Annotated in this window: 18 protein-coding genes; 5 read left to right on the top strand and 13 right to left on the bottom strand. The window is 72.5% G+C overall.

The genetic code is table 11. The features are described from left to right. The first annotated feature begins 3 nt into the window (after window positions 1-3). On the top strand, window positions 4-981 hold the full coding sequence (locus IE209_RS03490) for a LysR substrate-binding domain-containing protein (RefSeq protein ID WP_189685641.1): 978 nt from the start codon (window positions 4-6) through the stop codon (window positions 979-981). Window positions 982-1,128: 147 nt separating this feature from the next. Here the strand turns inward: IE209_RS03490 and IE209_RS03485 are convergent, their stop codons facing one another. The 5 genes from IE209_RS03485 to IE209_RS03465 all read right to left on the bottom strand — a co-directional run bounded on the left by IE209_RS03485 (window position 1,129) and on the right by IE209_RS03465 (window position 12,206). Beyond that, entirely contained in the window at window positions 1,129-2,085 is a 957-nt protein-coding gene (locus IE209_RS03485) for a hydroxyacid dehydrogenase (RefSeq protein ID WP_189685640.1), read from the bottom strand. A gap of 1 nt (window position 2,086) precedes the next feature. Then, window positions 2,087-3,076 (bottom strand): Bug family tripartite tricarboxylate transporter substrate binding protein, encoded by a 990-nt coding sequence (locus tag IE209_RS03480; RefSeq protein ID WP_189685639.1) that lies wholly within the window; start codon window positions 3,074-3,076, stop codon window positions 2,087-2,089. A 112-nt stretch (window positions 3,077-3,188) separates the two neighbouring features. Continuing rightward, window positions 3,189-5,294 carry a penicillin-binding protein 1C gene (pbpC, locus tag IE209_RS03475; RefSeq protein WP_189685908.1) on the bottom strand — a complete coding sequence of 702 codons (2,106 nt, stop codon included), beginning with the start codon at window positions 5,292-5,294 and terminating at the stop codon, window positions 3,189-3,191. 29 nt (window positions 5,295-5,323) lie between these two features. After that, window positions 5,324-11,161 (bottom strand): alpha-2-macroglobulin family protein, encoded by a 5,838-nt coding sequence (locus IE209_RS03470; protein WP_189685638.1) that lies wholly within the window; start codon window positions 11,159-11,161, stop codon window positions 5,324-5,326. A gap of 34 nt (window positions 11,162-11,195) precedes the next feature. Further along, window positions 11,196-12,206, bottom strand: a complete 1,011-nt coding sequence (locus IE209_RS03465; RefSeq protein ID WP_229882674.1) for a DnaJ C-terminal domain-containing protein — start codon at window positions 12,204-12,206, stop codon at window positions 11,196-11,198. Between the two features lie 155 nt (window positions 12,207-12,361). Here IE209_RS03465 and IE209_RS03460 point away from each other — a divergent pair, with 155 nt between their 5' ends. After that, window positions 12,362-13,516: a fatty acid desaturase family protein gene (locus IE209_RS03460; RefSeq protein WP_189685637.1), complete on the top strand. Its 1,155-nt coding sequence runs from the start codon at window positions 12,362-12,364 to the stop codon at window positions 13,514-13,516. 4 nt (window positions 13,517-13,520) lie between these two features. Here IE209_RS03460 and IE209_RS03455 read toward each other — a convergent pair whose 3' ends face one another. The 4 genes from IE209_RS03455 to IE209_RS03440 all read right to left on the bottom strand — a co-directional run bounded on the left by IE209_RS03455 (window position 13,521) and on the right by IE209_RS03440 (window position 17,421). After that, window positions 13,521-14,327: a class I SAM-dependent methyltransferase gene (locus IE209_RS03455; protein WP_189685636.1), complete on the bottom strand. Its 807-nt coding sequence runs from the start codon at window positions 14,325-14,327 to the stop codon at window positions 13,521-13,523. Between the two features lie 107 nt (window positions 14,328-14,434). Further along, window positions 14,435-15,664 carry a tetratricopeptide repeat protein gene (locus IE209_RS03450; RefSeq protein ID WP_189685635.1) on the bottom strand — a complete coding sequence of 410 codons (1,230 nt, stop codon included), beginning with the start codon at window positions 15,662-15,664 and terminating at the stop codon, window positions 14,435-14,437. Continuing rightward, window positions 15,661-16,620, bottom strand: a complete 960-nt coding sequence (locus IE209_RS03445) for a DMT family transporter (protein WP_189685634.1) — start codon at window positions 16,618-16,620, stop codon at window positions 15,661-15,663. The genes IE209_RS03450 and IE209_RS03445 overlap by 4 nt, the downstream gene beginning before the upstream one ends. Before the next feature lie 54 nt (window positions 16,621-16,674). Further along, window positions 16,675-17,421, bottom strand: a complete 747-nt coding sequence (locus IE209_RS03440; RefSeq protein ID WP_189685633.1) for a helix-turn-helix transcriptional regulator — start codon at window positions 17,419-17,421, stop codon at window positions 16,675-16,677. 107 nt (window positions 17,422-17,528) lie between these two features. On the opposite strand from IE209_RS03440, the gene IE209_RS03435 reads away from it, so the two are divergent. Next, on the top strand, window positions 17,529-19,133 hold the full coding sequence (locus tag IE209_RS03435) for a methyl-accepting chemotaxis protein (protein ID WP_189685632.1): 1,605 nt from the start codon (window positions 17,529-17,531) through the stop codon (window positions 19,131-19,133). Between the two features lie 6 nt (window positions 19,134-19,139). Here the strand turns inward: IE209_RS03435 and IE209_RS03430 are convergent, their stop codons facing one another. The 4 genes from IE209_RS03430 to IE209_RS03415 all read right to left on the bottom strand — a co-directional run bounded on the left by IE209_RS03430 (window position 19,140) and on the right by IE209_RS03415 (window position 22,387). Beyond that, window positions 19,140-20,072, bottom strand: coding sequence for a YcjF family protein (locus tag IE209_RS03430; protein ID WP_189685631.1), 933 nt, complete (start codon window positions 20,070-20,072; stop codon window positions 19,140-19,142). Window positions 20,073-20,121: 49 nt separating this feature from the next. Beyond that, complete coding sequence (locus IE209_RS03425; RefSeq protein ID WP_189685630.1) at window positions 20,122-20,451, bottom strand: thioredoxin family protein; 330 nt, start codon at window positions 20,449-20,451, stop codon at window positions 20,122-20,124. Window positions 20,452-20,474: 23 nt separating this feature from the next. Further along, window positions 20,475-20,756 carry a hypothetical protein gene (locus tag IE209_RS03420; protein ID WP_189685629.1) on the bottom strand — a complete coding sequence of 94 codons (282 nt, stop codon included), beginning with the start codon at window positions 20,754-20,756 and terminating at the stop codon, window positions 20,475-20,477. A 137-nt stretch (window positions 20,757-20,893) separates the two neighbouring features. Beyond that, complete coding sequence (locus IE209_RS03415; protein ID WP_189685628.1) at window positions 20,894-22,387, bottom strand: Do family serine endopeptidase; 1,494 nt, start codon at window positions 22,385-22,387, stop codon at window positions 20,894-20,896. A 200-nt stretch (window positions 22,388-22,587) separates the two neighbouring features. Here IE209_RS03415 and IE209_RS03410 point away from each other — a divergent pair, with 200 nt between their 5' ends. Further along, complete coding sequence (locus IE209_RS03410; protein WP_189685627.1) at window positions 22,588-24,816, top strand: GGDEF/EAL domain-containing response regulator; 2,229 nt, start codon at window positions 22,588-22,590, stop codon at window positions 24,814-24,816. After that, complete coding sequence (locus tag IE209_RS03405; protein WP_189685625.1) at window positions 24,813-25,922, top strand: ABC transporter substrate-binding protein; 1,110 nt, start codon at window positions 24,813-24,815, stop codon at window positions 25,920-25,922. The genes IE209_RS03410 and IE209_RS03405 overlap by 4 nt, the downstream gene beginning before the upstream one ends. Window positions 25,923-25,926 lie beyond the last annotated feature (4 nt).

Below are 25,926 nucleotides of genomic sequence, written 5' to 3'. Positions count from 1 at the left end.
CGCATGGCCGACATCGACCGCGTGCTGCGCTCCAACCTCAAGCTGCGCCACCTGCAATTGCTGGTGGCGCTCGACCAGTTCCGGCACCTGGGCCGCGCCGCGGAGTTCCTGTCGGTCACGCAGCCGGCAGTGTCCAAGACGCTGGCCGAGATCGAGCGCATGTTCGGGCTCAACCTGTTCGTGCGCTCCACGCGCGGCACCGAGCCCACGGCCTACGGCCTCACGGTGGTGCGCTTCGCGCGCTCGGTGCTGGCCGACTACGCGCGCACGCAGGACGAGATCGCCGCCGTGGCCAGCGGTGGCGCCGGCCGCGTGGCCGTGGGCGCCATGGTGGTCGCCACACCGGGGCCGCTGGTGCAGGCCGTGCAGCTGCTCAAGCAGCGCTCGGCACTGACGACGGTGCTGGTGGAGGAGGGCGATCTCACGCGGCTGCTGCCGCGCCTGCGCGTGGGCGAGCTCGACTTGTTCGTCGGCCGGCTGGAGCCGGGCTATGCCTCGCCCGACCTGGAAACCGAGGCGCTGTACCGCGAGCCCATGGCCATCGTCGTGCGGCCCGACCATGCGCTGGCCGGCATCGCCAAGCCGCACTGGCGCGACCTGGCAGGCCAGCCCTGGGTGGTGCCGCCGCCCTGGGCGTCCTCGCGCATCAAGCTCGAGCAGCAGTTCTACAAGCACCGGCTCGCGCCGCCGGCGGACATAGTGGAGACGGCCTCGTTCCTGGTCACGCTGTCCTTCGTGCGCGAGCGGCCGGCCGTGGGCTTTCTGGCGCAGGGCGTGGCGCAGCACTACGCGCGCGAGGGGCTGGTCAAGGTGCTGCCGCTCAAGGTGCCGATCGAACTGCCGCCGGTGGGCATCATCACGCTGCGCAACCGGGTACGCACGCCGGCCGCTGCGGCGCTGATGGAGTGCCTGCGGCAGGTGGCGGCCAGCGATGCCCCGGCACCGGCGCCGCGCCCGCGAGCCGCCAAGGGTGCATGCTGAGGCGCCCGGCTGCGCGTCAGGCCTCCTCCGTGCCGATGCAAGAAAAAATCTTCGATCTGCACGCTTTCTGTCGATGGCCTGATGGCGATGGCGACATAGCGGCCTTTGCCATCAGCACCCGCCGGGCGCTGATGGCGTGGCTTGTCGTCAGGCGTTGATGCAGTGGCCTGGCGGCAAGGCCCGCCCGGCCAGGTGGTCGACCACGTTGGCTGCCGTCAGCATGGAGACCCGGGCCGCGGCATCGCGCGTCACGCCGGCCACATGCGGCGTGAGAATCACCTGGTCCATGTGGCGCAGCGGGCTGTCGGCGGGCAGCGGTTCGGTGGCGAAGGTGTCCAGGCCCGCCCCGGCCAGGTGGCCGGACTGCAGCGCTGCGACCAGAGCCGCTTCGTCTACGACAGCGCCGCGCGCGGTGTTGACGAGAATGGCGCCCGGGCGCAGCGCCGCGAGTTCGCGCGCGCCGACCAGCCCGCGCGTGGCCTCGGTCAGCGGGCAGTGCAGGCTCAGCACGTCCACGCGCGCGGCCAGGCGCAGCAGGTCTGCCTCGACCGCGAAACCGTCGGCTGTGCCGCGGCGGCGCAGCACGCAGACCTGGGCGCCGAGCATGGCGGCCAGCTGCGCCGTGTGCCGGCCGATCGCGCCATAGCCCACGATGCCGACCGCGCAGCCGCGGAAGTCGCGGCCGCGGTAGGCCGCGTCGGCCCAGCCGCCGGCGCGCAGCGAACGGTCCAGCTGCGGCAGGCCGCGCACCAGCGCCAGCATCATGGCCAGCGCGTGCTCGGCCACGGCATAGGCGTTGGCTCCGGGCGCCACGGCCACGGCGATGCCGCGGCGGCCGGCCTCGGCCAGGTCCACGCTGTCCACGCCGGCGCCGTTCTTGGCCACGATGCGCAGGGCCGGCGATGCCGCCAGCACGCGCGCCGTGACGGGTGGCGAGCCACGCAGCACGAGTGCCTCGGCGCGCGTGGCGGCCAGGCGCTCGCCCAGCCGTTCTTCGGTGACGGCGCCTTCCAGGTAGGCGATCTCGCCTCCGGCCGCCTGCACGATGCGCTCGGCCTCAAGGGTCCATTGGGCGGCGGTGACGAGCGTGGTGAAGCGAGGCATGTCAATCGATGCGGATGTTGCCTTCGCGCATGACCTTCTCGTAGCGGTCGTACTCGGATTTCGTGAAGGCGGCGAGTTCGGCGGCGCTGCCGCTGACCGGGCGCACGCCCAGGTTCCTGAGCTTGTCGGAGACCTCGGCGGTCTTGAGCGCCGCGGCCAGTTCGGCGTTGAGGCGATCGAGCACGGGCTTGGGCGTCTTGGCCGGCGCGTAGAGCGCATACCAGGCGCTGACCTCGAAGCCGGGGTAGCCGGCCTCGGCGAAGGTCGGCACGTTCGGAAACTCGGCCATGCGCTGGGACGCGGCCACGGCCAGCGGGCGCACCTTGTCGCCCTTGACCATGGGCACGGCGCTGGTCGCGGTGTCCAGGATCATGTCGAGCCGCCCGCCCATGAGGTCCATGGTGTGGGCGTTGCCGCCCTTGTAGGGCACGTGCGTGACCTTGATGTGGGCCGATTGCTTGAACAGCTCGCCGGGCAGGTGCAGCGGCGAGCCATTGCCCGAGGAACCGTAGGTCAGCATGTCGGGCTTGGCCTTGGCCGCATCGACCACGGACTTGAGATCGGCATAGGGCGCGTCCTTGGCCACGACCAGCACGATGGGCGCGAGGCCAATGGTGCCGATGGGCGCGAAGTCGTCGATGGCGTGGTAGCCCGGCTTGCCGTACAGATGCGGCGCCACGGCATGGCTGGCCAGCGAGCCCAGCACCACGGTGTAGCCGTCGGCCGGGGCCTTGGCGACCAGGGCCGTGCCGATGGTGGTGCCGGCGCCGGGCTTGTTGTCGATGATGACGGGCTGCTTGAGCCCCTCGGCCATCTTCTGGCCGACCAGGCGGGCAACCGCATCGTTGGCGCCGCCGGCCGGGTAGGGCACGACCAGCGTGACGGGCTTGTTCGGGTAGTCGCCCTGGGCCAGGGCCGGCAAGGCGGCGGCGAAGGTGGTGGCGAGGGCCAGCAGCAGGGCGCTGCGGCGCGTCGAGATGGCGCGTTGCATGTGTCTGTCTCCGTCGATTGTTCTTGGCCGTGGGGCACGGGCCGGGCGCATTGTGGGCGGCCAGGAGCATGCGGGGCCAATGAAATAGAAGACTGGCTACATGCCGTTCCGGTTATGGCTGTGGCGGGGCCTTTCCACGCGCCTTGACGGCCGCGCCGCGTACTTCGATGCGCACCTCGTCCAGCACGGCGCCCGTGCCGTCGACCAGCTGCAACTGGTGCCGGCCTGGCCAGGGCAGCCAGGCCAGTTCGCGGCCGCGGCCCAGCGGCTTGCCGTCCATGCGCCAGCGCGCATCCACGCCTTGGGCGCGCAGCCACAGGCGCTGGTGGGCGGGCGGGATGTCGGGGTCCAGCGCGACGATGCTGCCGTCCACGGGCGCCAGGATGCGCGGCGTGGCGGCGCGGTCGTCGGCCGGCCGGGCCAACGCGAACAGGGGCTGGGCCGTGCCGGGCAGGAACCATTCGCGCCGGGGTGCCTCCAGCGCATCGCCGAAACGCACGGCCGCCTGCTCCAGACCCGCCGGCGCGCGCGGCGCGCGGCTCGGCGCCTGCCGGTGCAACTGCTGCATGAGCGCGGCCCAGATGGGCGCCGCGCCGCTGGTGCCGCTGACGTCCCACATCGCCGCGCCGCCCGCGTTGCCGACCCACACGCCCACGGTGTAGCGCTCGGACCAGCCGACGGCCCAGTTGTCGCGCATGTCCTTGCTGGTGCCGGTCTTCACGGCCGCCCAGCCGCGCGTGGCCAGCACGCTGTCGGTGCCGAAGGTCATGGCGCGCGCCAGCGGATCGGCCAGGATGTCGCCGACGACGAAGGCCGCGCGCGCGTCGAGCACGGCCGGGCCGGGCGCGGGCGGAGGGCCGGGCCGCAGGCGCACGGGGCCGGCATGGCCGCCGTTGGCCAGCGCGCGGTAGGCGTTGGTCAGCGCCAGCAGGGAGACCTCGGCGCTGCCCAATGCCAGGCTGGTGCCGTAGTAGTCGCCACCGTGCGCGAGCGCCAGGCCCAGGGCCTGCAGCTGCCTTGCGAAGGCATCGGGCGAGACCATGACCAGCGTGCGCACGGCCGGCACGTTGAGCGAGGAGGCCAGCGCCGTGCGGACCGAGACCCAGCCCTTGAAGCGGCGGTCGTAGTTCTGCGGGATGTACAGGCCGGCGGGCGTGGCGATGTGCGTGGGCGCGTCCTCCAGCAGTGAGGCGGCCGTGAGCCGGCCCTCGGCGATGGCCTGGGCGTACAGGAAGGGCTTGAGCGTGGAGCCGGGCTGACGCAGCGCAAGCACGCCGTCGACCTCGGCCGCGCGGCTCAACGCACCCGAGGAGCCGACCCAGGCCAGCACCTCGCCGCTGGCGTTGTCCAGCACCACGAGGGCGCCGTCTTCCACGTTGCGCCCGCGCAGTTCGCGCAGGTGCTGGGCCAGCTGCTGCTGGGCAAAGCGCTGCAGGCCGGCGTCCAGGCTGCTGCGCAGGCTGGTGGCGCCGCTGCCGTCCTCCTGCAGCAGGCGGCGCGCGAGGTGCGGCGCGATGCCTTCGCTGGCGAACCAGCTGCGGCGCTGCAGCGCGCCCAGCGTCAGCAGCTCCAGGCCAGCGCAGTCGGTCGCGCCCGTGCTGTCCTTGAGCACGGTGCAGGCGCGCCGCGCGACCACGGCGGGCGCCGCGTTAGGCCCGCGCACCAGGGCCGCGGTGATGGCCGCCTCGCGTGCGTCCAGCCCGTGCGGCGCCTTGCCGAACAGGCTGCGTGCGAGCGCTTCGATGCCGACGATCTCGCCGCGCAGCGGCACCAGGTTCAGGTAGGCCTCCAGGATCTGGTCCTTGCGCCAGCTGCGCTCCAGCCGCTGTGCGGCGACGGCCTGGCCCAGCTTCTGGCCGATGCTGCGGCCACCGGGGCCGGCGCGCCAGTCTTCGTCCAGCAGGCCGGCCAGCTGCATGGTCAGCGTGGAGGCGCCGCGCGTGCGCTGGTTCCAGAGGTTGGCCCAGGCCGCGGCCGAGACGGCGCGCCAGTCCACGCCGCTGTGCTGCCAGAACGCCCGGTCTTCGCTCAACACCAGCGCCGTGCGCAGTGCGGGCGAGACCTCGGCCAGCGCGACCCAGGGGCCGCGCCGCACGCTGGCGTCGGTGCGCACGCGCTGCAGCAGCTGGCCGTCGCGCGCGAGCACCAGGGTTTCCGACGGCCGGTGCGCGGTGCGGACCTCGTCGTAGGAGGGCAGGGCCATCGCCAGTGTGCCCATGCACGCCAGCGCCAGACCCAGCCAGATCTTCACGGCGCCTCCACCTTCACCCGCGCATTCGGCAGCTCGCCGAACATCTCGGGCGCATACATGGCCTCCACGCGCGTGGGCGGCAGCGCGAACTCGCCCACGTTGTTGAGCCGCACCGTGTAGCTGGTCTTGAGCTCGCCCTTGGGCAGGAAGCCGTAGTAGCTGCGGAAGGCCTCGAAGCCGCGTTCCTCGAAGGCCGGCCAGGCGTTGCCACCACGCCGCTCGCCCTGGCTGGCGATAGCGGAGTCCCGTCCCAGGCCGCTGCCCAGGATGGTCGCGCCGCCCGGCACCGGGTCGGACAGCACGACCCAGCTCATGTCCTGCGCGGCCGTCACCGTGAGGTTGATGCGCAGGATGTCGCCGCGCGTGAAGCGGCCAGGCCGGGCCTGCTCGACGGGCACCACCTCGCGCGCGATGCGGTAGCCGCCGTCGAACGGCGCCTTCACTTGCACGGCGGCCAGCGACTGCAGCGTGAGCCAGGGCTTGCCGCTGCCTTCGTGCGTGGCCTGCAGGGTGGCGGCGCCCATGCCGGGCCAGGGCAGGAACTGGGCCGCAGGCGCGCCCTTGCCCGGCCAGTCGGCGCGCACGCTCTCGCTGCCCAGCTGCGCGCGCGTGCTGCCCGTGACCAGATCGGCCTCGTACTTCGCGGAGAACTTGCGCAGTGCCAGGCTGCCCCACAGGTTGGCCGTGGTGGTCTGCCAGGCGCCGCGCTGCTGGCGCGCGATGATGCCGCTGGCCAGCCGGCCCATGTCGGCCTGCCAGCCGGCCTCGTTCTGTACCGCGAGCAGCAGCCGCGCGGCGTTGGCGTCGGTGTTGGCCATCAGCCACCACCAGGCGTCGCTCTGCTCGGTGGAGAAACCCACGCGCGTGCCCGAGAACGCGAGCCGCGTGCGCAGCAGCTGCTGGGCCTGCTCCAGCCGCTGGGCGCGCTGCGGCACATCGGCCACGCGCTGCAGAATTTGCAGCCAGTCCAGCAGCGCATGGGTGGGCCACTGCTCGGGCGCGATGGTCAGGCTGGCCAGCATGCGGCCCTGCGCGCGGCCGCTGCGCGACAGCGCCTCCAGCGCCGCGAGCTTGCGCACGTCCAGGTCGGCGCGCGGGCTCCAAAAGCTGCGCTGCAGGCGGCCTTCGACGAAGGCCAGCAGGCCGTCCTCCATCTGGCGGCGGATGGGCTCGGGCAGCGCGAAGCGCGGGTCCAGCGCGGCCGCCTCGTGGCTCACGGCCAGCAGATAGGCCGTCAGCGTGTCGCTGCCGCGCGCGGCCTCGCCATCGCGCGGCGGGAAGTAGTTGGCCAGGCCGTCGCTGTCCAGGTAGGTGGGCAGCTGGGCCACCACGCCTTTCCATAGCGCTTCGTCTTCCAGGCCCAGCGCGCGGCTGCTGCTCTGCTCCAGGCACGTATAGGGGTAGCGCTGGAACCAGTCGCGCACGCCGGGCAGGCCGTCGGCCAAGCGTGGCTGCAGCGCGAGCGAGAGGCCGCCGCGCGGTTTGCCGTTGGTGAGCAGGGCCTGGGCCGGCGGCTGCACGGGCTGCGTGAACGGCCCGTCCAGCTGCACCAGCGTGGCCTGCTGCACCGCGATGGGCACGGCCGGCACGATGCGCTGGCTGGCCTTGAGTGCGTCGCGCGCATGGCCCGCAAGGTCGCGCGCCTCGACTTCCCACAGGATGGCCTCGGCGCGCGTGTGCGCCAGTTGCGTCGGCGCCACCACGTCCCAGATCGCCTCACGCGCCTCGTTCGGCGGGATCTCGATGGTCTGGGGTGTGAGTTCCAGCAGCGTCGCCCGCGGCTTGAACTCCACGCGCATGGCCTTGGCCGTGGTGTTGCGCAAGGTGAACTGGGCGCGGAAGCGGTCGTCCTCGCGCACCAGCGGGGGCAGGCCGCTGATGATCTGCAGATCCTGCGTGGTGCGCACGCTGGCCTGGCCGGTGCCGAACAGGGCCTGGCCGCTGTCGGCCACGGCGACGATGCGGAAGGTCGTCAAGGCGTCGTTGAGCGGCACCTCCACGGTGGCCTGGCCTTGCGCGTCCAGCACCACGCGCGGGTTCCAGAGCAGCAGCGTGTCCAGCAGCTCGCGCGTGGGGTTGCGCCCGCCGCCGCCGCCGGCCGGCACCGCCTTGCGGCCGTAGTGGCGCCGGCCGATGATTTCCATTTGCGCCGTGGCGGTCTGCACGCCCCAGGCGCGGCGCTGGAACATGGCGTCCAGCAGGTCCCAGCTGTCGTTGGGTGCCAATTCCAGCAAGGCCTGGTCGACGGCGGCCAGCGCCACCTCGGCGCCCGCGGCCGGCTTGCCATCCGGCAGCTTGGCACTGATGCGCACCTGCACGCGCTCGCGCACCTGGTAGCTCGCGCGCTCGGGCTGCACCTGCACGTCGATGCGGTGCGCGCGCGTGCCCACCTGGAGCTCGGCCACGCCGAGCCGGAAGGCGGGCTTGGACAGGTCCACCATCGCGCTCGGTGCCACCACCTCGCCGCGGCTGTTCCAGAACGCGCTCCACCAGCTGCGCGGCGCCTTGTAGCCCCAGGTGAAGAACGAGTACCAGGGCACCTCGCGCAGCCGGCCACGCAGCACCAGCGCGCTGACGTAGACGTTGGGTCCCCAGCCGTCCTGCACCTTCAGGCGCAGCGTCGGGTCCTGCCCGCTGAGTTCAACGACCTCGTGCCAGAGCACGCCTTCGCGCTCCACGGTGACCAGGGCCGTGGCCTGGCGGAACGGCATGCGCACCTGCAGCACGGCGGTGTCGCCGGGGTTCAGCGTGCGCTGCTCGGGCAAGAGGTCGATGCGGTCATGGTTCTCGCCACCGAACCAGAGTTCGCCCTGGCGCGTGACCCAGACGGAGCTGGCGGCCTGCACGCTGCGGCCGGCCTCGTCCTTGGCCGTGACCACCAGCTCGACCTCGCCGCCCTGGCCCAGCTGGGCCTCGCAGAGCAGAAGCCCGCGCGCATCGCTCTTGCCGCTGCAGACGCTGCCCAGGTCTCGGGTCTCGCGCTTGGTGTCGTAGGTGTAGAAGCCGCCCACCATGCGCTTGCGGCTGGTGGTGGCCACATGGGCCTGGGCGCGCACCTCCAGCGCCACGCCGGCTTTGGGCTTGCCGGCCAGGTCCAGCGCCAGCGCCTGCAGCTGCACCTTGCCGCGCGCGGAGACCCAGCCCTCGGTCTTGAGGCCCGCCACCACGCCGGCCGGCCAGACCGTGTGCGTGCCGCGCAGGGTCTGGATCTCGCCGTTCGGGTCGGCGTAGCGGGCTTCCAGCAGCAGCTCCTGCGCGCGCGGCGCGGCCGGGATCTCGGGCAGCGCGACACGGCCCGCGCCCTGGGCATCCAGCGTCACGGGCAGTTTGTTGGCGATCACGCGCGGGCCGTTGGCGGCCTCGGATTCTTCTTCGCCTTCGTCGGAGTTGCCCTGGTGCCGGTCGCGCGGCGGCGCGAAGCTGAAAGCGTCGTAGCCGTCGAACTGCAGCCAGCGCTCGCGCAGCAGCGCAGAGACTTCCACGGGCAGCCTGGCCGCGCCGCCACCGGCCACGTAGTTGACCTGCACGTTGGCCGCCAGCGCGCCGGGCTGCACCAAGGGTCCGCTGGTGGCAGGCGTCACGCGGCCTTCCATGACGGGCAGGCGGAACTCCTCCACGCGGAAGCCGCCCGACACCAGGCTGCGCTCGGCCTCCTGCTCGATGCCCACGAGTGCGATCTGGTACGCGCCGAGCTTGGCCGCGCGCGGCAGCTGCAAGCTGCTCTCGGCGCTGCGCCCGCCCGTGGCCGTGTCGCGCCAGGCCAGTGGCTGCTCGAATTGCTGGCCGCTGCCCACGTGGGTGATGCGCAAGGTGGTCGGGCGCCAGGCGGCCGGCGCCAGACCGGCGCTGGTCTCGGTGCGCAGCAGGTGCTTCATGCCCACGGTCTCGCCGGCGCGCAGCAGCGTGCGGTCCAGGATGGTGTGGGCGCGCAGGTCGGGCGCCACCTCCTGGCTGGTCGGCAGGTCGAAGCGCCAGGGCTCGATGCCGCGGTTCCAGTCGCTGAAGGTGAAGGCCAGGTCCTCCACGCCGTCGGCGCCGCGCGCGCGGGCCGTGACGAACCAGGCGGCCGCGCCTTCGTCCTGCGCGCAGGAGGGCGGCTCGGGCGACAGGCCGCGGAGCTGCACCATGCCCTGGGCATCGGTCTGGCCGCTGGCGACTTCGCGGCCGCGGCAGTCGCTGACGGCCACGCGCGCGCCGGCCACCGGCTTGCCGCTGTCCAGCGCCGTGACCCAGGCCAGCGCGTTCTCGCGGCCGAGCTTGAAATGCACGCCCAAATTGGTGACCAGTGCGGCCGTGCGCACGACCATGGTCCGCTCGGGGCCGTAGCGTTCGTCCAGCAGCGCGGCGCCAAGCTGGCGCGAGGCGATCTCGACCACATGGAAGCCCGGCGTCATCGGGATGCCGACGACTTCGAAGGGCCGCGGGTCCTTGCCGTCCGCGGCCGGCAGCTTCAGCTGCTGCACGCCGGTCTGCCCGGCCAGCAGCGACAGCATGCGCGACTGCACCCAGCCCTTCTGGTCGGGATCGACCACGCGCGGCAGCGGCTGTTTCAGGTCGGCAGCGGCCTGTTTGCGCTCGACCTGGAAGCGGTCGTAGCGCTGCACCTTGCGCCACCAGGCCAGGATCTCGGCATCGCTTTGCGGACGCAGCGTGGCCACCTGGCCGTCGGCGATGCGCAGCGCGCCCACGCCGGGCGCAGCCTCGATGCGGCGCACGGTGACGGGCAGCAGGGGAGGGCCGTCGGGCTCGGCCAGGCGCTCGACGATGCCGAAGGGCGCGGAGGCGAACTTGGCCAGCGGCGGCATGGCGCCGGTGCGCACCGCGAGCGGGAAGCTGTCGGCGTTCTCCAGCGGCCGGTCGGAGGCATCGCGCAGCTTGGCGGGCAGGGTCAGCTGCCAGTCGGTGCTTTCGGTGAACGGCGGGTCGAAGCGCAGGCCGTCGACGAGCGCATCGGTGCTGTCGTCGATCTGCGGAGCGATGCTGCGGCCACCGCCCTGCAGCCGGATGGCCTCGGCCTGCGCGCGCGGCACGGGGGCATTGAACTGCAGCCGCAGCGGGCGGATCGGCAGGCAATCGGCCTGGGCGTTCTCGCGCTCGCAGCTGAAGCTGGCCGTGAAGGGGGCGCGCACCCGGAAGTCGAAGCGCTTCTCCGAGCGGGTGGCGACGCCGCTGGGCGTGGCCACACCCGGCCCGTAGACGATCTGCAGGTCGGCCGAGGGCGGCAGGCGCCGGTTGCAGGCCAGCGTCTGCACGGCCAGCGGCGACTTGGCGGCCTCCTGTTCGAGCCGGCGCGCCTTGAGCAGCGCCGTGCGCTCGGCGCCCTCGACCAGGCGCACGGGCACGCGTTCGCCAATGCCCTCGACAGCGCACCAGACATGGGCGCGTACGCTCTCCGGCGTGGCCGGGCCGTTCAGCCGCAGCACGAAGAACTGCTGCTCGTCGACCTGGCCGCCGTAGGGCCAGGTGCTGCGCACCACGGGCCCCATGGTCTGGAACGTGAAGCGCGTGCGGCCCGTGAGTTCCAGGCCGGTGCTGGCCGCCACTTCGCAGCGCTGGCCGGGCGGCAGGTCGTTCTCGAACTGCCAGACCCATTCGCGCGCGTTGTTCCAGCGGCCGGTGCCGCGGCCGGCGGCCTCGTCCGCGCAACGCACGGTGGCTGGCGCGGCGGCGCGGGCATCGCCGAAGCGGGTGGCATCCTGGTCGAAGCGCACGACCACCTGACGCGCCTGGGCGACTTCGCCTTGCGGCGTGACCGCGGTGATCTGCAGGGCCTGGGCCGCGGGCGCGGCCAATGCGGCGACGAGGAGGGCGGGAAACAGAGGTTTGAGCGTCACGCTGGCGGTCCTTCTTCTGGCCGCCGAGGTTAGCTCAGCCGCGTGGCCGCTTGCGCTCGCGCGTACGCAGCGTACGCTGCCATTCGGCCAGCCGCGGCTGCGCGGCAGCGCAGCTGGCGATCAGCTGGTCGAGCAGGATGTCCTGGTCGGTGCTGAACTTCTCTGGGAACACCGGCTCGACCTCCACCACCTGCAAGCCGCGCGGCCCGCGGTGGCGCTGCGGAAAGCCCTGGCCAGGCAATTCGTAACGCTGGCGGCCGCGCTGCAAGGCCAGCGGCTGCACGCCGTCCAGCGTGGGCACGGACACGCTGCGGTTGGCCATCCAGGCGAAGCCATCGACCGGCAGCCTGCAATGCAGGCTGCCGTCGTCCTGCAGCGTGAAGAGCGGGTGCGCCGCCACGCCCACCTGCACTTCCAGGTCGGCCGGCGCGCGGCGCGCCGCCACATGCAGCAGGTCGCCGTCGCGCACCCCGGGCGGGATGCGCACCTGCACTTCGTAGCGCTGTTCGGCCAGCGTGCCGCTGCCTTCGCAGGGCGCGCAAAGCTCGCGCGCGATGCCCGTGGCGCCGCAGTCCTCGCAGTCCTCGGGCTGGCCGGGCCAGCCGAACCAGGCGGTGGGCCGCACGAAGGTGCCGCTGCCGCGGCAGCGCCGGCAGCGGCTGCCCAGCACGCGGTGGCCCAGGCCCTCGCAGTGCTGGCAGGTGGGCGTGAAGCTGCCGCGCAGTGCCTTGATGCAGCCGGCTGCGGCTTCTTCCAGCGTCAGCTTGAGCTTGCGGTGGATCGGCGGATGGGCCGGCCGGGCCGGTGCGGGCGGCGGCGGGGGCTCGGGTGCGGCGGCGGGCTGCGCAGCACCCTCACTGCCCTGGCGCGCGCGCTGGATCGCCTCGAAGGCCTGGTTGATGCGCTGCATGCGCGCCACGGCCTGGGCACTGGCATTGCGGTCCGGATGCCAGCGCGACGCCAGGCGGCGCCAGGCGGCCTTGATCTCGGCTTCGCTGGCGTCGCTGGGCAGGCCCAGCTCGGCAAAGGCTTGGTCGTTGCCCACGTGCTTGTTCTCTCCAGTGCCGATGGTAGCCGATGTTGTTGCGCTGCAGCATTTTAGGAAAGGGGCTGGTTTTCCCCTGTTTATCGGCACATCGAATCGGCCTGTGGCAGGCTCAAATTCGGGCTTCGTGTCACAACAAGTTACAGGGAGTTCCGATGCGATCCACCGCCGCGCCGTTGTCCGCCACGCCACCCGCGATCTCGCGGGGGCAGCTGATCCGCGAGCTGTCCGTCTTCGCGACGCCGCGCAACAAGAGCGGCGCGCTGCTGCTGCTGCGCGATGGTGCGCTGTACTGGGGCCTGTGGGCGGCCGTGCTGTTCGCGCCCGCCATCGGCTGGAAGATCCTGGCCAGCGTGCTGCTGGGCATCCGGTTGACCTCCATGTACACGCTGGCGCACGACGCCTCGCACCGCACCCTGTTCGCCAGCCGCCGCTGGAACTGGATCGCGGCGCTGGCCCTGGGCGTGCCCTCGGTGCAGAACTACCGCATGTGGACGCACGACCACAACCATGTGCACCACCCGCGGACCAACGGCGACCACTTCGACTTCTACCGCCCGTTCTCCAAGGCCGAGTACGACGCGCTGAGCCCGCTGCAGCAACTGGCCGAGCGCCTGTGCCGCGCGCCCAACGTGTTCGGCCTGTTCGTCTACTGGCTGGTGCGCTGGATTCCCACGCGCGTGTGGCCCAACCCGCGCACGCCGGTGGAGCAACGCGGCGTGTCCATGGCCTATGCCGTGCCGCTCGTGCTGTTCCATGGCGGCATGGTGGCCTTCCTGGCGCTGGCGGCGCCGCGCATTGCGCCCATCGAGGCCGGCACGGCCGTGCTGCTGGGCTGGTTCGGCCCGCTGATGCTGCACTTCTGGATCAGCAGCGCCACGCTGTACCTGATGCACACGCACCCCAACATCCCCTGGTTCAAGGGCGACATCGTGCGCTCCGGCGACTACGCGCCCGAACTGTGCTCCACCGTGCTGACCACGCCCGACTGGTTCAGCAAGATGGTCAACAACGTCTATTGCCATGCCGCCCACCATGCGCACCACGGCATTCCGAGCTACATGCTGCTGCCGGCGCAAAAGCGCATGAACGCACTGCTGGGCAACCGGCTGGTGGTGGAGCCGCTGTCGCTGTTCTCCATGCTGCGCACGCTGCGCACCTGCAAGCTCTACGACTTCGAGCGCCACCAGTGGACGGACTTCGACGGCCTGCCGACCGCCGCACCGATCAACCTGTCGGCGCGCAACGCGGTGGCGGAGAAGGCCGTGGCGCCGCAGCGCCCGCCGCAGCAGCAGCCCGCAACCGCCTGAAGCTTTAACCCGCCACGCGCGTGGCGGTCCACGCGGCACCGTCGACGGTGCCGCGCATCGCGTTCCCCGCGACCTGCCCCGTATAAGTCCGCCCGCCGGCCGTGAAGCGGATGTTGGCCCCGTCCATCCGCGCGGCGGCCAGCGGCGAGGAGGCGCCCAGCCGCCCCTCCAGCTTCTGGAAGTTCTGCGTGAGCACCAGCCGCTCGCTGCCCAGCTGCCAGGTGCCGCCGACCTTGGCCGGCACCACCCACTTGAGCGCATTGCAGTAGCCCGAGCAGCCCTCGACCACGTTGAACGCGTCGTCGGGCTCCCAGTCCTCCATCGTGAAGGAGTTGGACAGCACCCGCGTGCCGGGCGCCATGTTCAGCAAGGTGGGCCGCAGCCGCATGTTCAGGTTGGGCAGCAGGAACAGCGTGACCACCGTGGCCTCGGAGAAGTTCGATTCGAAGATGTCGGCCTGCTCGAAGGTGGCGCGCGCGGCCACGCCTTCGGCCTCGGCGGCACGCCGGGACAGCGCCACCATGTCGGGGTTGTATTCGATGCCGCGCGCCCGCGCGCCGCGCTTGGCCGCCGTGATCACGAGGCGGCCGTCGCCCGAGCCCAGGTCGACCAGCCGGTCCTGCGGCGTGAGGCCGGCCATGTCCAGCATGCGGTCGACCAGCGCCTGCGAGGTCGGCACCCACACCACGTCCTTGCCGCCCTGGCCGACCTGGGGCTGGTAGGCCTTGGTGTCGGACTGGGCCCAGGCATGGCGGGCGAAGGCGGCGGCACCGAGTGCGGCACCGAGGAAGGATCTGCGTGCAAGGCTCATCTGGGCTCTCCTGGGACAAGGGTCGGATGAAGGGATGCATGGCGCCCGCAGCCGGCGCGGCGCGCGGGACCGGCGATGGAGTCCGGCCGCGCCCGAATGTTCCGCGTTCAGGCCGCCGAGGCCGGCGCGGGCGCACGCAGGCACAGCACCAGGCCCTGGATCGGCTGGCGCTGGTCCTCGCGCAGCACCAGGGCCTGCTCCTGCACGATGGCCAGGCCGTGCCGCGCGGCCAGCGCGCGCAGGTGCGCCGCGCCGTGCGCGTAGCGCAGGCTGGGGCGCAACTGCAGGTCCGCCCCGTCGGACCGTTCCACCGAGAAGGCGAACACGCCGCCCGGCTGCAGCACGCGCCGCACGCCGGCGAACACCGCATCGAGCGCGCCCACGTAGATGAACACGTCGGCTGCGGCGACGAGGCCGTAGCGCTCGGGCGTCTGCTGCAGGTGCGCTGCCAGATCGGCCTGCACCAGCGCGTCGTAGCAGCCGCGGGCGCGCGCCTGGGCCAGCATGGTGGGCGAGAGGTCCAGGCCGTGCAGGCGGCGCGCCAGCGGGCGCAGCAGCGGGCCGCACAGGCCGGTGCCGCAGCCCAGGTCGAGCGCGGCCTCCACCGGCGTGCCGGCCAGCGCCGCCGCGGCGGCCTGCGCCACGGCCTCGTGGCCGCGGTAGCGCAGCACGTCCAGCAGATGCGGCTCGAAGTCGTCGGCGTAGCTGTCGAACAGGCCGCGCACATAGGCCGGCGGGGCGCTGGTGGGCGTCTCGCCCGCGCCCAGGCCGGCCAGGAAGTAGCGGCACAGCGCGGCGTCCGCACCGGCGGCCAGCGCCTGCTCGAAGGCGTTGCGCGCGGCGGCGGGGCGCTGCAGGTCGCGCAGCAGCTGCCCCAGCAACAGCTGGGCTTCGGCCAGGGCCGGGGCGAGCGCCACGGCGCGCTCGTAGGCGGGCAGGGCGTCGGCATGGCGCTCGAGCGCCTGCAGCGTCTGCCCGCGCAGCTGGTGGGCGGCGGCGGTGGCCGGGTGTTCGGCGAGCAGCGCGTCCAGCAGCGCCAGCGCCTCGGCGTGGCGGCCGAGCTGGTTGAGCGCCAGCGCGCGCTGGAAGCGCCCGGCTGGGTTGGCGGGCTCCAGCGTCGCCAGGGCATCGAGCGCGCGCAGCGCCTCGCCGGGGCGGCCCAGGCGCAGGCGCACCACGCCCAGGTTCAGCAGCGTGGAGGGGCGGTCCGGTACCAGGGCGGCGGCGGCTTCGAGCCGCGTTTCAGCCTCGGCATGCCGGCCCGCTTCGGTCAGGGCCACGGCATCGAGGAACAGGGTCTTGGCTTGTGCGAAGGCGTCGTCGGTGGGCACTGTCATGCGGCCGCAGCATAGCCGCTGGGCGCAGGGCGGCGGTGCGCATGCACGCAGCTCAGCACGCTGGCGGCCACGCAGGCCATGGCCAGCCACTCGGCCGCGCGCGGCGTGCGCCATTCCCACAGAAAGCCGTAGAGCAGCGCGAACAGCGTCTCGAACAGGATCATCTGGCCGACCAGGGTCAGCGGCAGCAGCCGGCTCATGCGGTTCCACAGCGCGTTGCCGACGATGGACGCGGCCAGCGCCACGCCCAGCACCACGCCGGCCAGGCGCGCCCAGTCGGCGCCGGTGTGCACGCGCGTGTCCAACAGCAGCGCGAACGGCAGCAGCAGCAGGGCCTGCGCCCCGGTGACCACGCCGGTGGCGAGGTTCCAGTCCTGCACCGAGACCTGGGGGCGCTGCGCGAGCGCGCGCGCGTTGCCGACGGCGTAGGCCGTCCAGCAGGCCAGCGCGCCGATGGCGCAGAGCAGCGCGAGCGGCGAGGCGCCGGCAGCGCCCGCCAGCGATTGCCAGCCGATGCTGAGGATGCCGGCCAGTCCGCACAGCAGCGAGGGTGCCAGCCGGCGCAGCGGCACGGCGCCCGCGGCACGGCTGCCGATCACGGTCACGGCCACCGGCAGGAAGCCGATCACGAGCGAGGTCATGGCGATGCCGCCTTGCTGCACGGCGCTGGCCAGCAGCACGTAGTACAGCGTGTTGCCCAGCAGTGCCAGGCGTGCGAGCAGGGCCCAGTCGGCGCGGCCCAGCTGCGCGGCCAGCCGGCGCCAGCGTGGCAGCAGCAGCGCGCAGGCGAAGAGGCCGTAGGCCAGGAAGCGGCCGGCCGTCAGCTGCAGCGGCGTGAAGCCGTGCGCGAGCTCGGGCGCGAGGAAGACCAGGCCCCAGAGGGCCCCTGCGGCCATGCCGCACAGGATGCCGGCCCAGGTGCCCTGGGCCGCAGTGGACGAACGCGAAGAAGGCATGGCCGCACTGTGGCGTGCCTGGCCGTCAGCCGTCTCGGCCGTGGCTGCTGACTTTTAGGCCGCGTCTCGCGCCGCGCGCCGGATCGCGGCCGGCGTGCTGCCGGTGGCGCGCCGCATCGCGCGCGTCAGCGCGTTCTGGTCGGCGTAGCCGGCCGCCAGCGCGAGTTCGGCGATGGGCCGGTCGGTGCCGACCAGCCAGTCGCGCACGCGCTCCAGCCGCTGCTGCTGCAGCCAGGCCGCGGGCGTGCTGCCGAGTTCGCTGCGGAACAGGGCATGCAGCCGGCTCACGCTCAGGTGCACCTCCTGCGCCATGCGCTCGGCCGTCCAGGGCGCACCGGGCTCGGCCTGCACCCTGGCCAGCAATGCGCCGAGCCGCGACACCGCGCGCGGCGCCTGCTGGCCGAGCTGGTCCAGCAGCAACGGCACCCAATGCTGCAACTGGCCCGTGGTGGCCGGGCCGCCCTGCAGCACCAGGCCCATGTAGTCCACCAGCCGCCACGCCGCCGGCGCGATCGGCTGGTAGGGCTGCGCCGCCAGCCGTTCCAGCAATGGCAGCGGCACTTGATGTGCATCAAGGTCCAGGATCAGCGCCTGGTTACGCTCGTGGGACACCTGGGTGTGCCGCATGCCGGTCTCGACGAAGGCGGCCTGGCCCTGGCCGAGCAGGCGCTCGCGCCCGCCGATGTCCAGCAGCAGGCGGCCGGCCAGCGGCAGCACGAGTTGCGCATGGTCGTGGCGGTGCTCGTCCGCGGCCAGGCCGTAGCTGCGCAGATTCAGCGTGAACGGTGGTTTGGGCGGCATGGATGGCACGTATAGCACAGGCCTGCGCGTGTTGCGCACCTATGCTTGCCGCGCCTCATCGCGGGCCAGCCATCCCCAGTCCATTTGTCCCGAAAAGGAGTTCGTGCGTGCTTTCGCCCATCCAGCTCATGCGCCGCTTTTCCATCCGCCTGCGCATGCGTGCCGCCATCGTCGTGGTGCTCGGCCTGTTCGCGCTGATCGCCGTGGCCGCCCTGGTCGGCCAGCGGCAGCTGCAGACGCAGAGCCTGCGCTTCATGACCGAGGGTGCGCAGGAGCTCGCCGCGCTGGGCGACCTGCGCGCCGCCATGCACCTGGCGCGCCGCCAGGAGAAGGATGTGCTGGCCGCCTTCGCCGACACCGCGCGCGCAGCGCAGCAGCGTGGCCAGTGGACCGAGGCGCTGCGGCAGGCCCGCGCCGCGCTGGATGTGTTGGCCGCCAGCGCGGCGGGCACCGTGCAGCAGGCCGCGCGCGCGGCGCGCGAGGGTCTGGATGCCTATGCGGCCGCGGCCGTTCCCGTGCTGGACCAGGTGCAGGCGGGCACGCACGATGGCCTGGCCACGCCGGAGCGGCTGCTCGAGCCCGCGACGCAGCGCATGGAGGCTGCGATGGCGCAGGTCGATGCGATGGAGCAGGCGCTCGAACGCGGCATCGCGCAGACGCGGGCGGACTTCGAAGCCACGGCCCAGCGTGTGCAGTGGATCTTCGGTGCCGTGCTGGCCGTGGTGGTGGTGGCCGTGGTGCCGGCCACGTTGGCCAATTCGCACTCCATCACCGCCCCCATCGTGCAGGCGCGCGACCTGGCGCAGGCGATCGCGGCCGGCGACCTCACGCAGCGCATCGCCGTCCAGGACGGCACCGACGAGCTGGCCGAACTGCTGGACGCGCTGGAGCAGATGCGGCTGTCGCTCGCGGCCATCGTCGGCGAAGTGCGCCAGACCTCGGACGCCATCGGCGTGAGTTCGGGCGAGGTAGCGGCCGGCAACGCCGACCTGTCCGGCCGCACCGAGCAGACTGCGTCCAACCTGCAGCAGACCGCCAGTTCCATGGACCAGCTGACCGCCACCGTCCAGCAGAGCGCCGATGCCGCGGTGCAGGCCAACCAGCTGGCGACCACGGTGGCCGACGCCGCGCGGCGCGGCGGCGAGGTGGTGGCCGAGGTCGTGGCCACCATGGGCGAGATCAATGCCAGCAGCCACCGCATCGTGGACATCATCGGCACCATCGACGGCATCGCGTTCCAGACCAACATCCTGGCCCTCAACGCGGCCGTGGAGGCCGCGCGCGCCGGCGAGCAGGGGCGTGGCTTCGCGGTGGTGGCGGGCGAGGTGCGCCACCTCGCGCAGCGCAGCGCGGCCGCGGCGCGCGAGGTCAAGGACCTGATCGGCGCGAGCGTGGAGCGCGTCGACGTCGGCACGCGCCAGGTGCAGGCCGCGGGTGGTTCGATGCAGGAGATCGTGGCCGGCGTGCAGCGCGTGTCCGACACCATGGCGCAGATCTCCGCCGCCGCGCGCGAGCAGAGCCAGGGCATCGCGCAGGTCAACACCGCCGTCGGCGAGCTGGACCAGATGACGCAGCAGAACGCCGCGCTGGTCGAGGAGTCCACGGCCGCCGCGCAAAGCCTGCGCCATCAGGCCGGCCGGCTCATCGAGATGGTGGCGGCGTTCCGGATCGCCGAGGCCGACGCGGCGCGCGCACCACGCCTTTCGGCCTGAGCGCGCCTACCGTCCGCGGACCAGGGCCATGACCTTGGCCGCGTCCAGCGTGCGCGCCTGCTCGCGCATCTGCGGCAGGTACTGCTGGTGCAGGCCCTGGGCCTGCTGGGTCAGGCTGGCGTAGCTGTCCTTGAGCAATTGCGTGGACAGCACGCGGCCGCCCGCGTAGTAGCGCTTGGCCACGTGGCCCAACGCGTAGGTGGTGGCGAAGCTCATGCCCGAACTGACGGCCTGCTTGCCGACACCGCCCAGCAGCCCGCCGCCCAGCTTGCCGAGCAGGCCGCCCAGCAGCTTGCGGCCGGCCTGTTCCAGGTACTGCGAGGTCAGGCCCACGCCGACGGTGGCCAGGAAATCCTTGATGTGGCCGCTGTCCAGCTCGTAGCCGTGCGCCTTGCCCACGTTGAACACCAGGCGCATCTGCAGCGGGATGATGGCCATGGTGGACAGACTCTCGGGCAGCAGCTCCAGCGCACCGTTGAGGATGGCGGCGTTCAGGATGCTCTTGTCGAGCGCGGCCTCGTCCACCGTGGGGCGGACGGGCGCAGGCGCCGCCTCGGCCAGCGGTGCGGCGGCCACGGCGTCGGCCTGCTGCAGGAAGCCGTCGGCCGCGGCGGGTGCCAACGCGAGGGCGGCCTTGGCCTGTTCGAGGAAGCGCAGCTCGGCCGGCGAGTGCAGGCCATCGGCATCGCAGACGCAGACCGCCATCTCGTAGGCCAGCTGGCGCGCGTCGGCGCCGGGCAGCGCGGCGGCGATGTGTTCCAGCTGCACGCGCTTCATGAGCACGTCCTGCACCAGCGCGGGCAGGTGCACGCCATCGGCCTGGGCCAGGTTGTCGGCGATGCGGCGGATTTCGGCGCGCTCGCGCGCGTGCTTGTCGCCGTCGACGAAGGCGGCCATGAGGGCCAGCGACAGGATGGCCCGGGTTTCTTCAGTGGTCATGGGATTCTCGGCAGCTTCAGGGAGCCCCGTCCGCGGGGCGGCGCGAAGCTTAAGCCGCGCCGTCGCCCAGGGCCCGCAAGGCCTTGGCCACCGGATGGTGATCGACGGGGCGCACCAGCCGCTCGACCTCGCGGCCGTCCTGCAGGAACACCAGCGTGGGCCACAGCTTCACGCCGAAGGAGCGGCCCAGCGGCCGGCCGCGGCCATCGGCGACCTTGATGTGGCGCACGTCGGGCCGCTCCTCGAGCGCGCGCGCGATGGCGGGCTGGGCGGCGCGGCAGAAGCCGCAGAAGTTGTCGCCGAATTCGAGCAGCACGGGGCCGCACATGGCATCGACCTCGGCGCGGCCGGGTTCGTCGGAGGTGTAGGGTGCGGACATGGCGCGATCTTAGGCCGGTGGCATCAGCGGCCCTGCACCGGCGAAGGCGGCGACTGCGGGCGCACGCGGGCGCGCTCTTCCTCGGCGCGTTCGCGGGCCTCTTCCTCGGCCTCGCGTGCCGCTTCGGCGTCGGCCCGGACCTGCGCCCGCGCACGGGCCTGGCGCGTCGCTTCGTCGGTATCGCCGGCCGATTCGCGCACCGGATCGGTGATGGCCTTGCCCAGGGACTCGAGCATGCTGTCGGTGTGGGCCGGGCGGGCGGGCGTGGGTTCTGCGGGGCGCTGCGGGGTGTCGGGGGAAGCCATGGTCATGATCTCCTTTGTGGTTTGTGACGCCATGGTCGCTCGCCGCGTCCTGCCGGGTTGACGGCCGGTGCCCCGCGCGCACGCGGCGGCGGGGCGCTGGCGGCCGTAGTCGCCGGCCTACAGGCCTAGCCCGGGCATCAACCGAGCCGCACGGGCACGAAGATCTTGTCCTCGCCGCGCTGGATCAGCAGCGCCACCGACTTGTCGGCCTTGGCCACGGCGGCGCGCGCCTGCTCGGTGCTGCTGACCGGCGTGCCGTTGATGGCCAGCAGCACGTCGCCGGCCTCGACGCCGGCCCGGGCCGCGGCGCCGCCGACCTGCTCGACCACCAGCCCACCCTCGGCCACACCGGCGGCCTGGCGCTCCTGCGGTTGCAGGGCGCGCAGTGCCAGGCCCAGCCGGCCCTGGGCCGCGGCGTCGGGCGTGGCGGCGGCCACGGCCTGGTCCTTGGCGCCGCCCAGCTTGGCGCGGATCTCCTGCGCGCTGCCCTTGCGCCAGACGTCCAGCTTCACCGTGTCGCCGGGGGCCGACAGGCCGATCGCGGCCGGCAGGTCGCCCGAGGCCACGATGGTCTTGCCGTCGATGGCGCGGATCACGTCGCCCGGCTGCAGGCCGGCCTTGTCGGCCGGGCCGCCTTTTTCGACGCTGGCCACCAGCGCGCCCTCGGGCTTGTCCAGCTTGAAGGAGTCGGCCAGTGTCTGGTTGACCTCCTGGATGGCCACGCCCAGCCGCGCATGCTCGACCTTGCCGTGCTGCACGATCTGCTGCTGGATGCGCTGGGCCAGATCGATCGGGATCGCGAACGACACGCCCTGGTAGCCGCCCGTGCGGCTGTAGATCTGCGAGTTGATCCCGACCACCTCGCCGCGCGTGTTGAACAGCGGGCCGCCCGAGTTGCCCGGGTTCACGGCCACGTCGGTCTGGATGAAGGAGACCGCGCTGTCGCTGGGCAGCGAGCGGCCCTTGGCGCTGACCACGCCGGCCGTCACCGTGTTCTCGAAGCCGAACGGCGAACCGATGGCCAGCACCCATTCGCCGCTCTGCAGTTCGGCCGGCGAACCGATCTTCACCACGGGCAGGTTCCTGGCGTCGATCTTGAGCACGGCCACGTCGGTGCGCGGATCGGCGCCCAGCACCTTGGCCTGGAACTCGCGCCGGTCGGTCAGCTTGACCGTGACCTCCTTGGCGCCCTTGACCACGTGCGCATTGGTCAGGATGGTGCCGTCGGCGCTGACGATGAAGCCCGAGCCCTGGCCGCGCACCAGCGGCGCTTCGCCGCGCGGCGCGCGCCCGGGGCCCTGGCCCGGCTGCTGGAAGCGGCGGAAGAACTCGAAGAAGGGGTCGTTGCCGAACGGGTCGTCGCGCTGCGCGGCCTGCTCGGCGTCCGACGCATCGCCCGTGCCGGTCACGCTGATGTTGACCACGGCCGGCCCGTACTGGCGCGTGATCTGGGAAAAGTCGGGCAGGCTCACGGCAACGGGCACCGAAGTTGTAACGGTTGGTGACGGAGTGGCGTGCGCCAGTTCGGTGCGCGCCAGCCCGACACCCGCGCCGCCGATGGCACCGGCGGCCAAAAGCGCCAGCACAAGGCGGGAATTTTTCACGGAAGAGCGGTCGAGTCGGTCGGTCATGGCATCCATCCTTCAAGTGTTTTGCGGATGTCCGAAATGATGGGGAGGCAGACTTAGACCGGACTTAAGGCTGTGACGCACTGTTGCAATCGCTTACTGTCAGAACTAGCAGCTGACGCGTATGGGCCAGCCCTGGTGCAATCGCGGGCCTTTGCGGCGACAGCCGCCCAAGAAACCTGCGCAAGTGCGCAATGCGGGAAATGAACGACCACGACATACTGGAATTCGTCGACGACGGCGAGGGGCCGGAGCCGACGGAGCCACAAGAATCAGCGCCCTGGCGCATCCTGGTGGTCGACGACGATGCCGATGTCCACGAGAGCACGGCCTTCGGCCTGCGCGGCATGGAGATCGAGGGGCGGCCGCTGCAGCTGCTGCACGCCTATTCGGGCACCGAGGCGGTGCAGATCCTCGGCCGCGAACGCGACGTCGCGGTGATCCTGCTGGACGTGGTGATGGAAAGCGAGGAGGCCGGCCTGGTCACGGTGGACCGCATCCGCGGCGAGCTGGGCCTGGCCCATGTGCGCATCGTGCTGCGCACCGGCCAGCCGGGCCATGCGCCGGAGATCGAGACGATCCGGCGCTACGACATCAACGACTACAAGACCAAGAGCGAGCTCACGCGGGTCAAGCTGTACACGGCCTTGACGACCGCGATCCGTTCGTACGACCAGCTGCAGCGCCTGGACGCCAGCCGGCGCGGGCTGGAGAAGATCGTCGAGGCCAGCAACCAGTTCCTGGCCGAGCAGGGTTTGCGCACCTTCGCCGAAGGCGTGATCACCCAGATCGCCAGCCTGATCGGCGTGCTGCCCGAGGGGCTGGTCTGCGCCTCGCGCCGCACGACCGAGCGCGGCGCCGCCAGGCAGTGCACCGTGATCGCCGCGGCCGGCGCCTTCGCCGGCCTGATGGACCGGGACATCGCCGACATCGGCGACGCCGTGGTCGCCGACTGCCTGACGCGCGCGCTGTCCCAGCGCCGCAACCTGCTGGAGCCCCAGCACCTGACGCTGTTCTTCGCCGGCCAGGATGGCAACGACTTCGCCGCCTTCGTGCGCGCGGGGAAGCCCTTGCGCGACGTCGACGTGCGGCTGCTCAACGTGTTCTGCTCCAACATCTCGCTGAGCGCGGCCAACATCGATCTGCTGGCGCGTTTGCGTGCGCACGCCTTCCGCGACCGCCTGCTGGACCTGCCCAACCGCATGGCCCTGCTGCAGCACATCGACCAGGAGGCGGCCGCGGGCCGCGACGAGGGCCAGGTCCTGGCCCTGCTGGACATCGACCGCTTCGCCGAGACCAACGACATGTTCGGCTACGCCTACGGCGATCTGCTGTTGCAGGCCATCGCCCGGCGCCTGGCCGGCGGCCTGCCGCCGCACTGCCTGCTTGCGCGCGTGGCCGGCGACACCTTCGGCGTCTGGGGACCGGCATCCGAGCTGGTCCCGGCGCGGCTCGCGGCCTTGCTGGAAGCGCCCTACCTGGTCGAAGGCGTCGCGCGACCGATGTCGTTCTCCATCGGGCTGGCGCGCAGCGAGAACGCGGCCGGCGCCGGTCAGGAGCTGTTCAAGAACGCGCTGATCGCGCTGAAGCAGGCCAAGGCGAGCGGCCTGGGGCGCGCGCACTACTACACGGCCGAGGTCGGGATCGTCACGCGCGAGCGCACCCGTTTGCTGCACGGGCTGCAGCAGGCCTTCGACCGCGAGAGCCTGTTCCTCGTCTACCAGCCCCAGCTCGCGCTGGCCCAGGACCGGGTCATCGGCGCCGAGGCGCTGCTGCGCTGGCGCACGGACGACGGGCGCTTCGTCTCGCCCGCCGAGTTCATTCCGGTGGCCGAGCAATCCGGCCTGATCGTGCCGATCGGCCACTGGGTGCTGCGCACCGCGCTGCAGGCCCTGGCGCGGCTGCGCGCGCAGCAGGACGGCCTGCGCATGGCGGTCAACGTGTCGCCGCTGCAGTTCGCGCAGCCGCAGTTCCTGGCCCAGGTGGACCAGGCCCTGCACGATGCCGGGCTGCCGCCCAGCTGCCTGGAACTGGAGATCACGGAATCGGTGGCCGTGATGGGCATGGAGCGCGTCTCCGCGCTGCTGCACCAGATCAAGGCGCGCGGCATCGCCGTGGCGATCGACGACTTCGGCACCGGCTTCTCCTCGCTGTCCTACCTGGACCGTCTGCCGGCCGACCGGCTCAAGATCGACCGTGCCTTCGTCTCGGCGCTGGACTCGGGCGACACCACCGCGCGCATCGCCGAGATGATCGTCCCGCTGGGCCACCGGCTCGGCATGCAGGTGCTGGCCGAAGGCGTGGAGACCCCTGCGCAGGCGCAGGCGCTGCGCCAGCTCGGCTGCGACGAGGTGCAGGGCTATCTGTACGGCAAGCCCATGCCGCTGGACGGCTTTGCGGACTGGCTGGCGCAGCGGGAGACGCTTGCGTGAGGCGGCGTGCCCTGGTCGCCGGCCTGGCGGGTCTTGCCGGCCTGGCAGGCTGCCAGGCGCGGGGACTGTCCAGGATCGGCTTCCTGGCCGGCCTGTCCGGCCGCGGCGCGGCGACCAGCGTGGACGGGCGCAACGGCGCCATCCTGGCGGTCGAGCAGGTCAACGCGGCGGGCGACACCGGCGGGCGCCCGCTCGAACTCGTGGTGCAGGACAACGGCGACGACCCTGCCACCGCGCGCAAGGCCATGGAGAACCTGGTGGCAGCGCAGGTGCAGGCCGTGGTCGGCCCGTTCGCCAGCGCCATCGCCATCGCCGTGTTGCCGCAGGCCACGCAGGCGGGCCTGCTGCTGGTCAGCCCGAACGCCACCGCCTCGGTGCTGGCCGGCAAGGACGACATGCTGCTGATGCTGAGCCCCTGCACGCGCGACACCACCCGTGCCTATGCCCAGCTGCTGTGGCAGCGCGGCCACCGGCGCATGGCCGTGGCCACCGCCACCGACCCGCGCAACGCGGTCTACGCGGTGGCCTGGCGCGACGAGTTCTGCGCCGCCTTCCAGGCGCTCGGCGGCGCCGTGGCGGCGACGGTGGACTTCGCCTCCGACGCTGCCACGGCCTACGGCGACGTCGTGCGCGAGATGCTGCAGCAGCGGCCGGACGGCCTGGTCTTCGCCTGCGGCAGCGTCGATGCCGTGCGGCTCGCGCAGCAGGCGCAAAGGCAGGCGCCAGGGCTGCCGATGGCCGTGGCCGACGCCGCCGGCGGCGAGGCCCTGATCGCGCTGGGCGGCCGCGCGGTCGAAGGCGTGCTGGTCGGCCAGATGCACGACCGCAGCAGCACCAGCGCGCGCTACCTGGCCTTCGTCGCCGCCTACCAGGCACGCTTCGGCCGGGGGCCGGGCTACCACGCGGCCATCGCGCACGATGCCGTCACGGTCCTGGTGCAGGCCGCTGCGCGCAGCCGCGCCGGCGAATCGCTCAAGCAGGCGGTGCTGCGGCACGGCCCTTACGACGGCCTGCAGCAGCCGATCGGCTTCGACGGCTTCGGCGACACCACGCGGGCGCCGAGCTTCGTCGTGGTGCAGGACGGCCGCTACCAGCCGCTGCGATGAAAGG

The organism is Pseudorhodoferax aquiterrae (assembly GCF_014652235.1).
Lineage (GTDB): Bacteria > Pseudomonadota > Gammaproteobacteria > Burkholderiales > Burkholderiaceae_C > Pseudorhodoferax > Pseudorhodoferax aquiterrae.
Note: the sequence above shows the minus strand (reverse complement) of the source record. Positions and strands in the feature narration are given on the sequence as shown.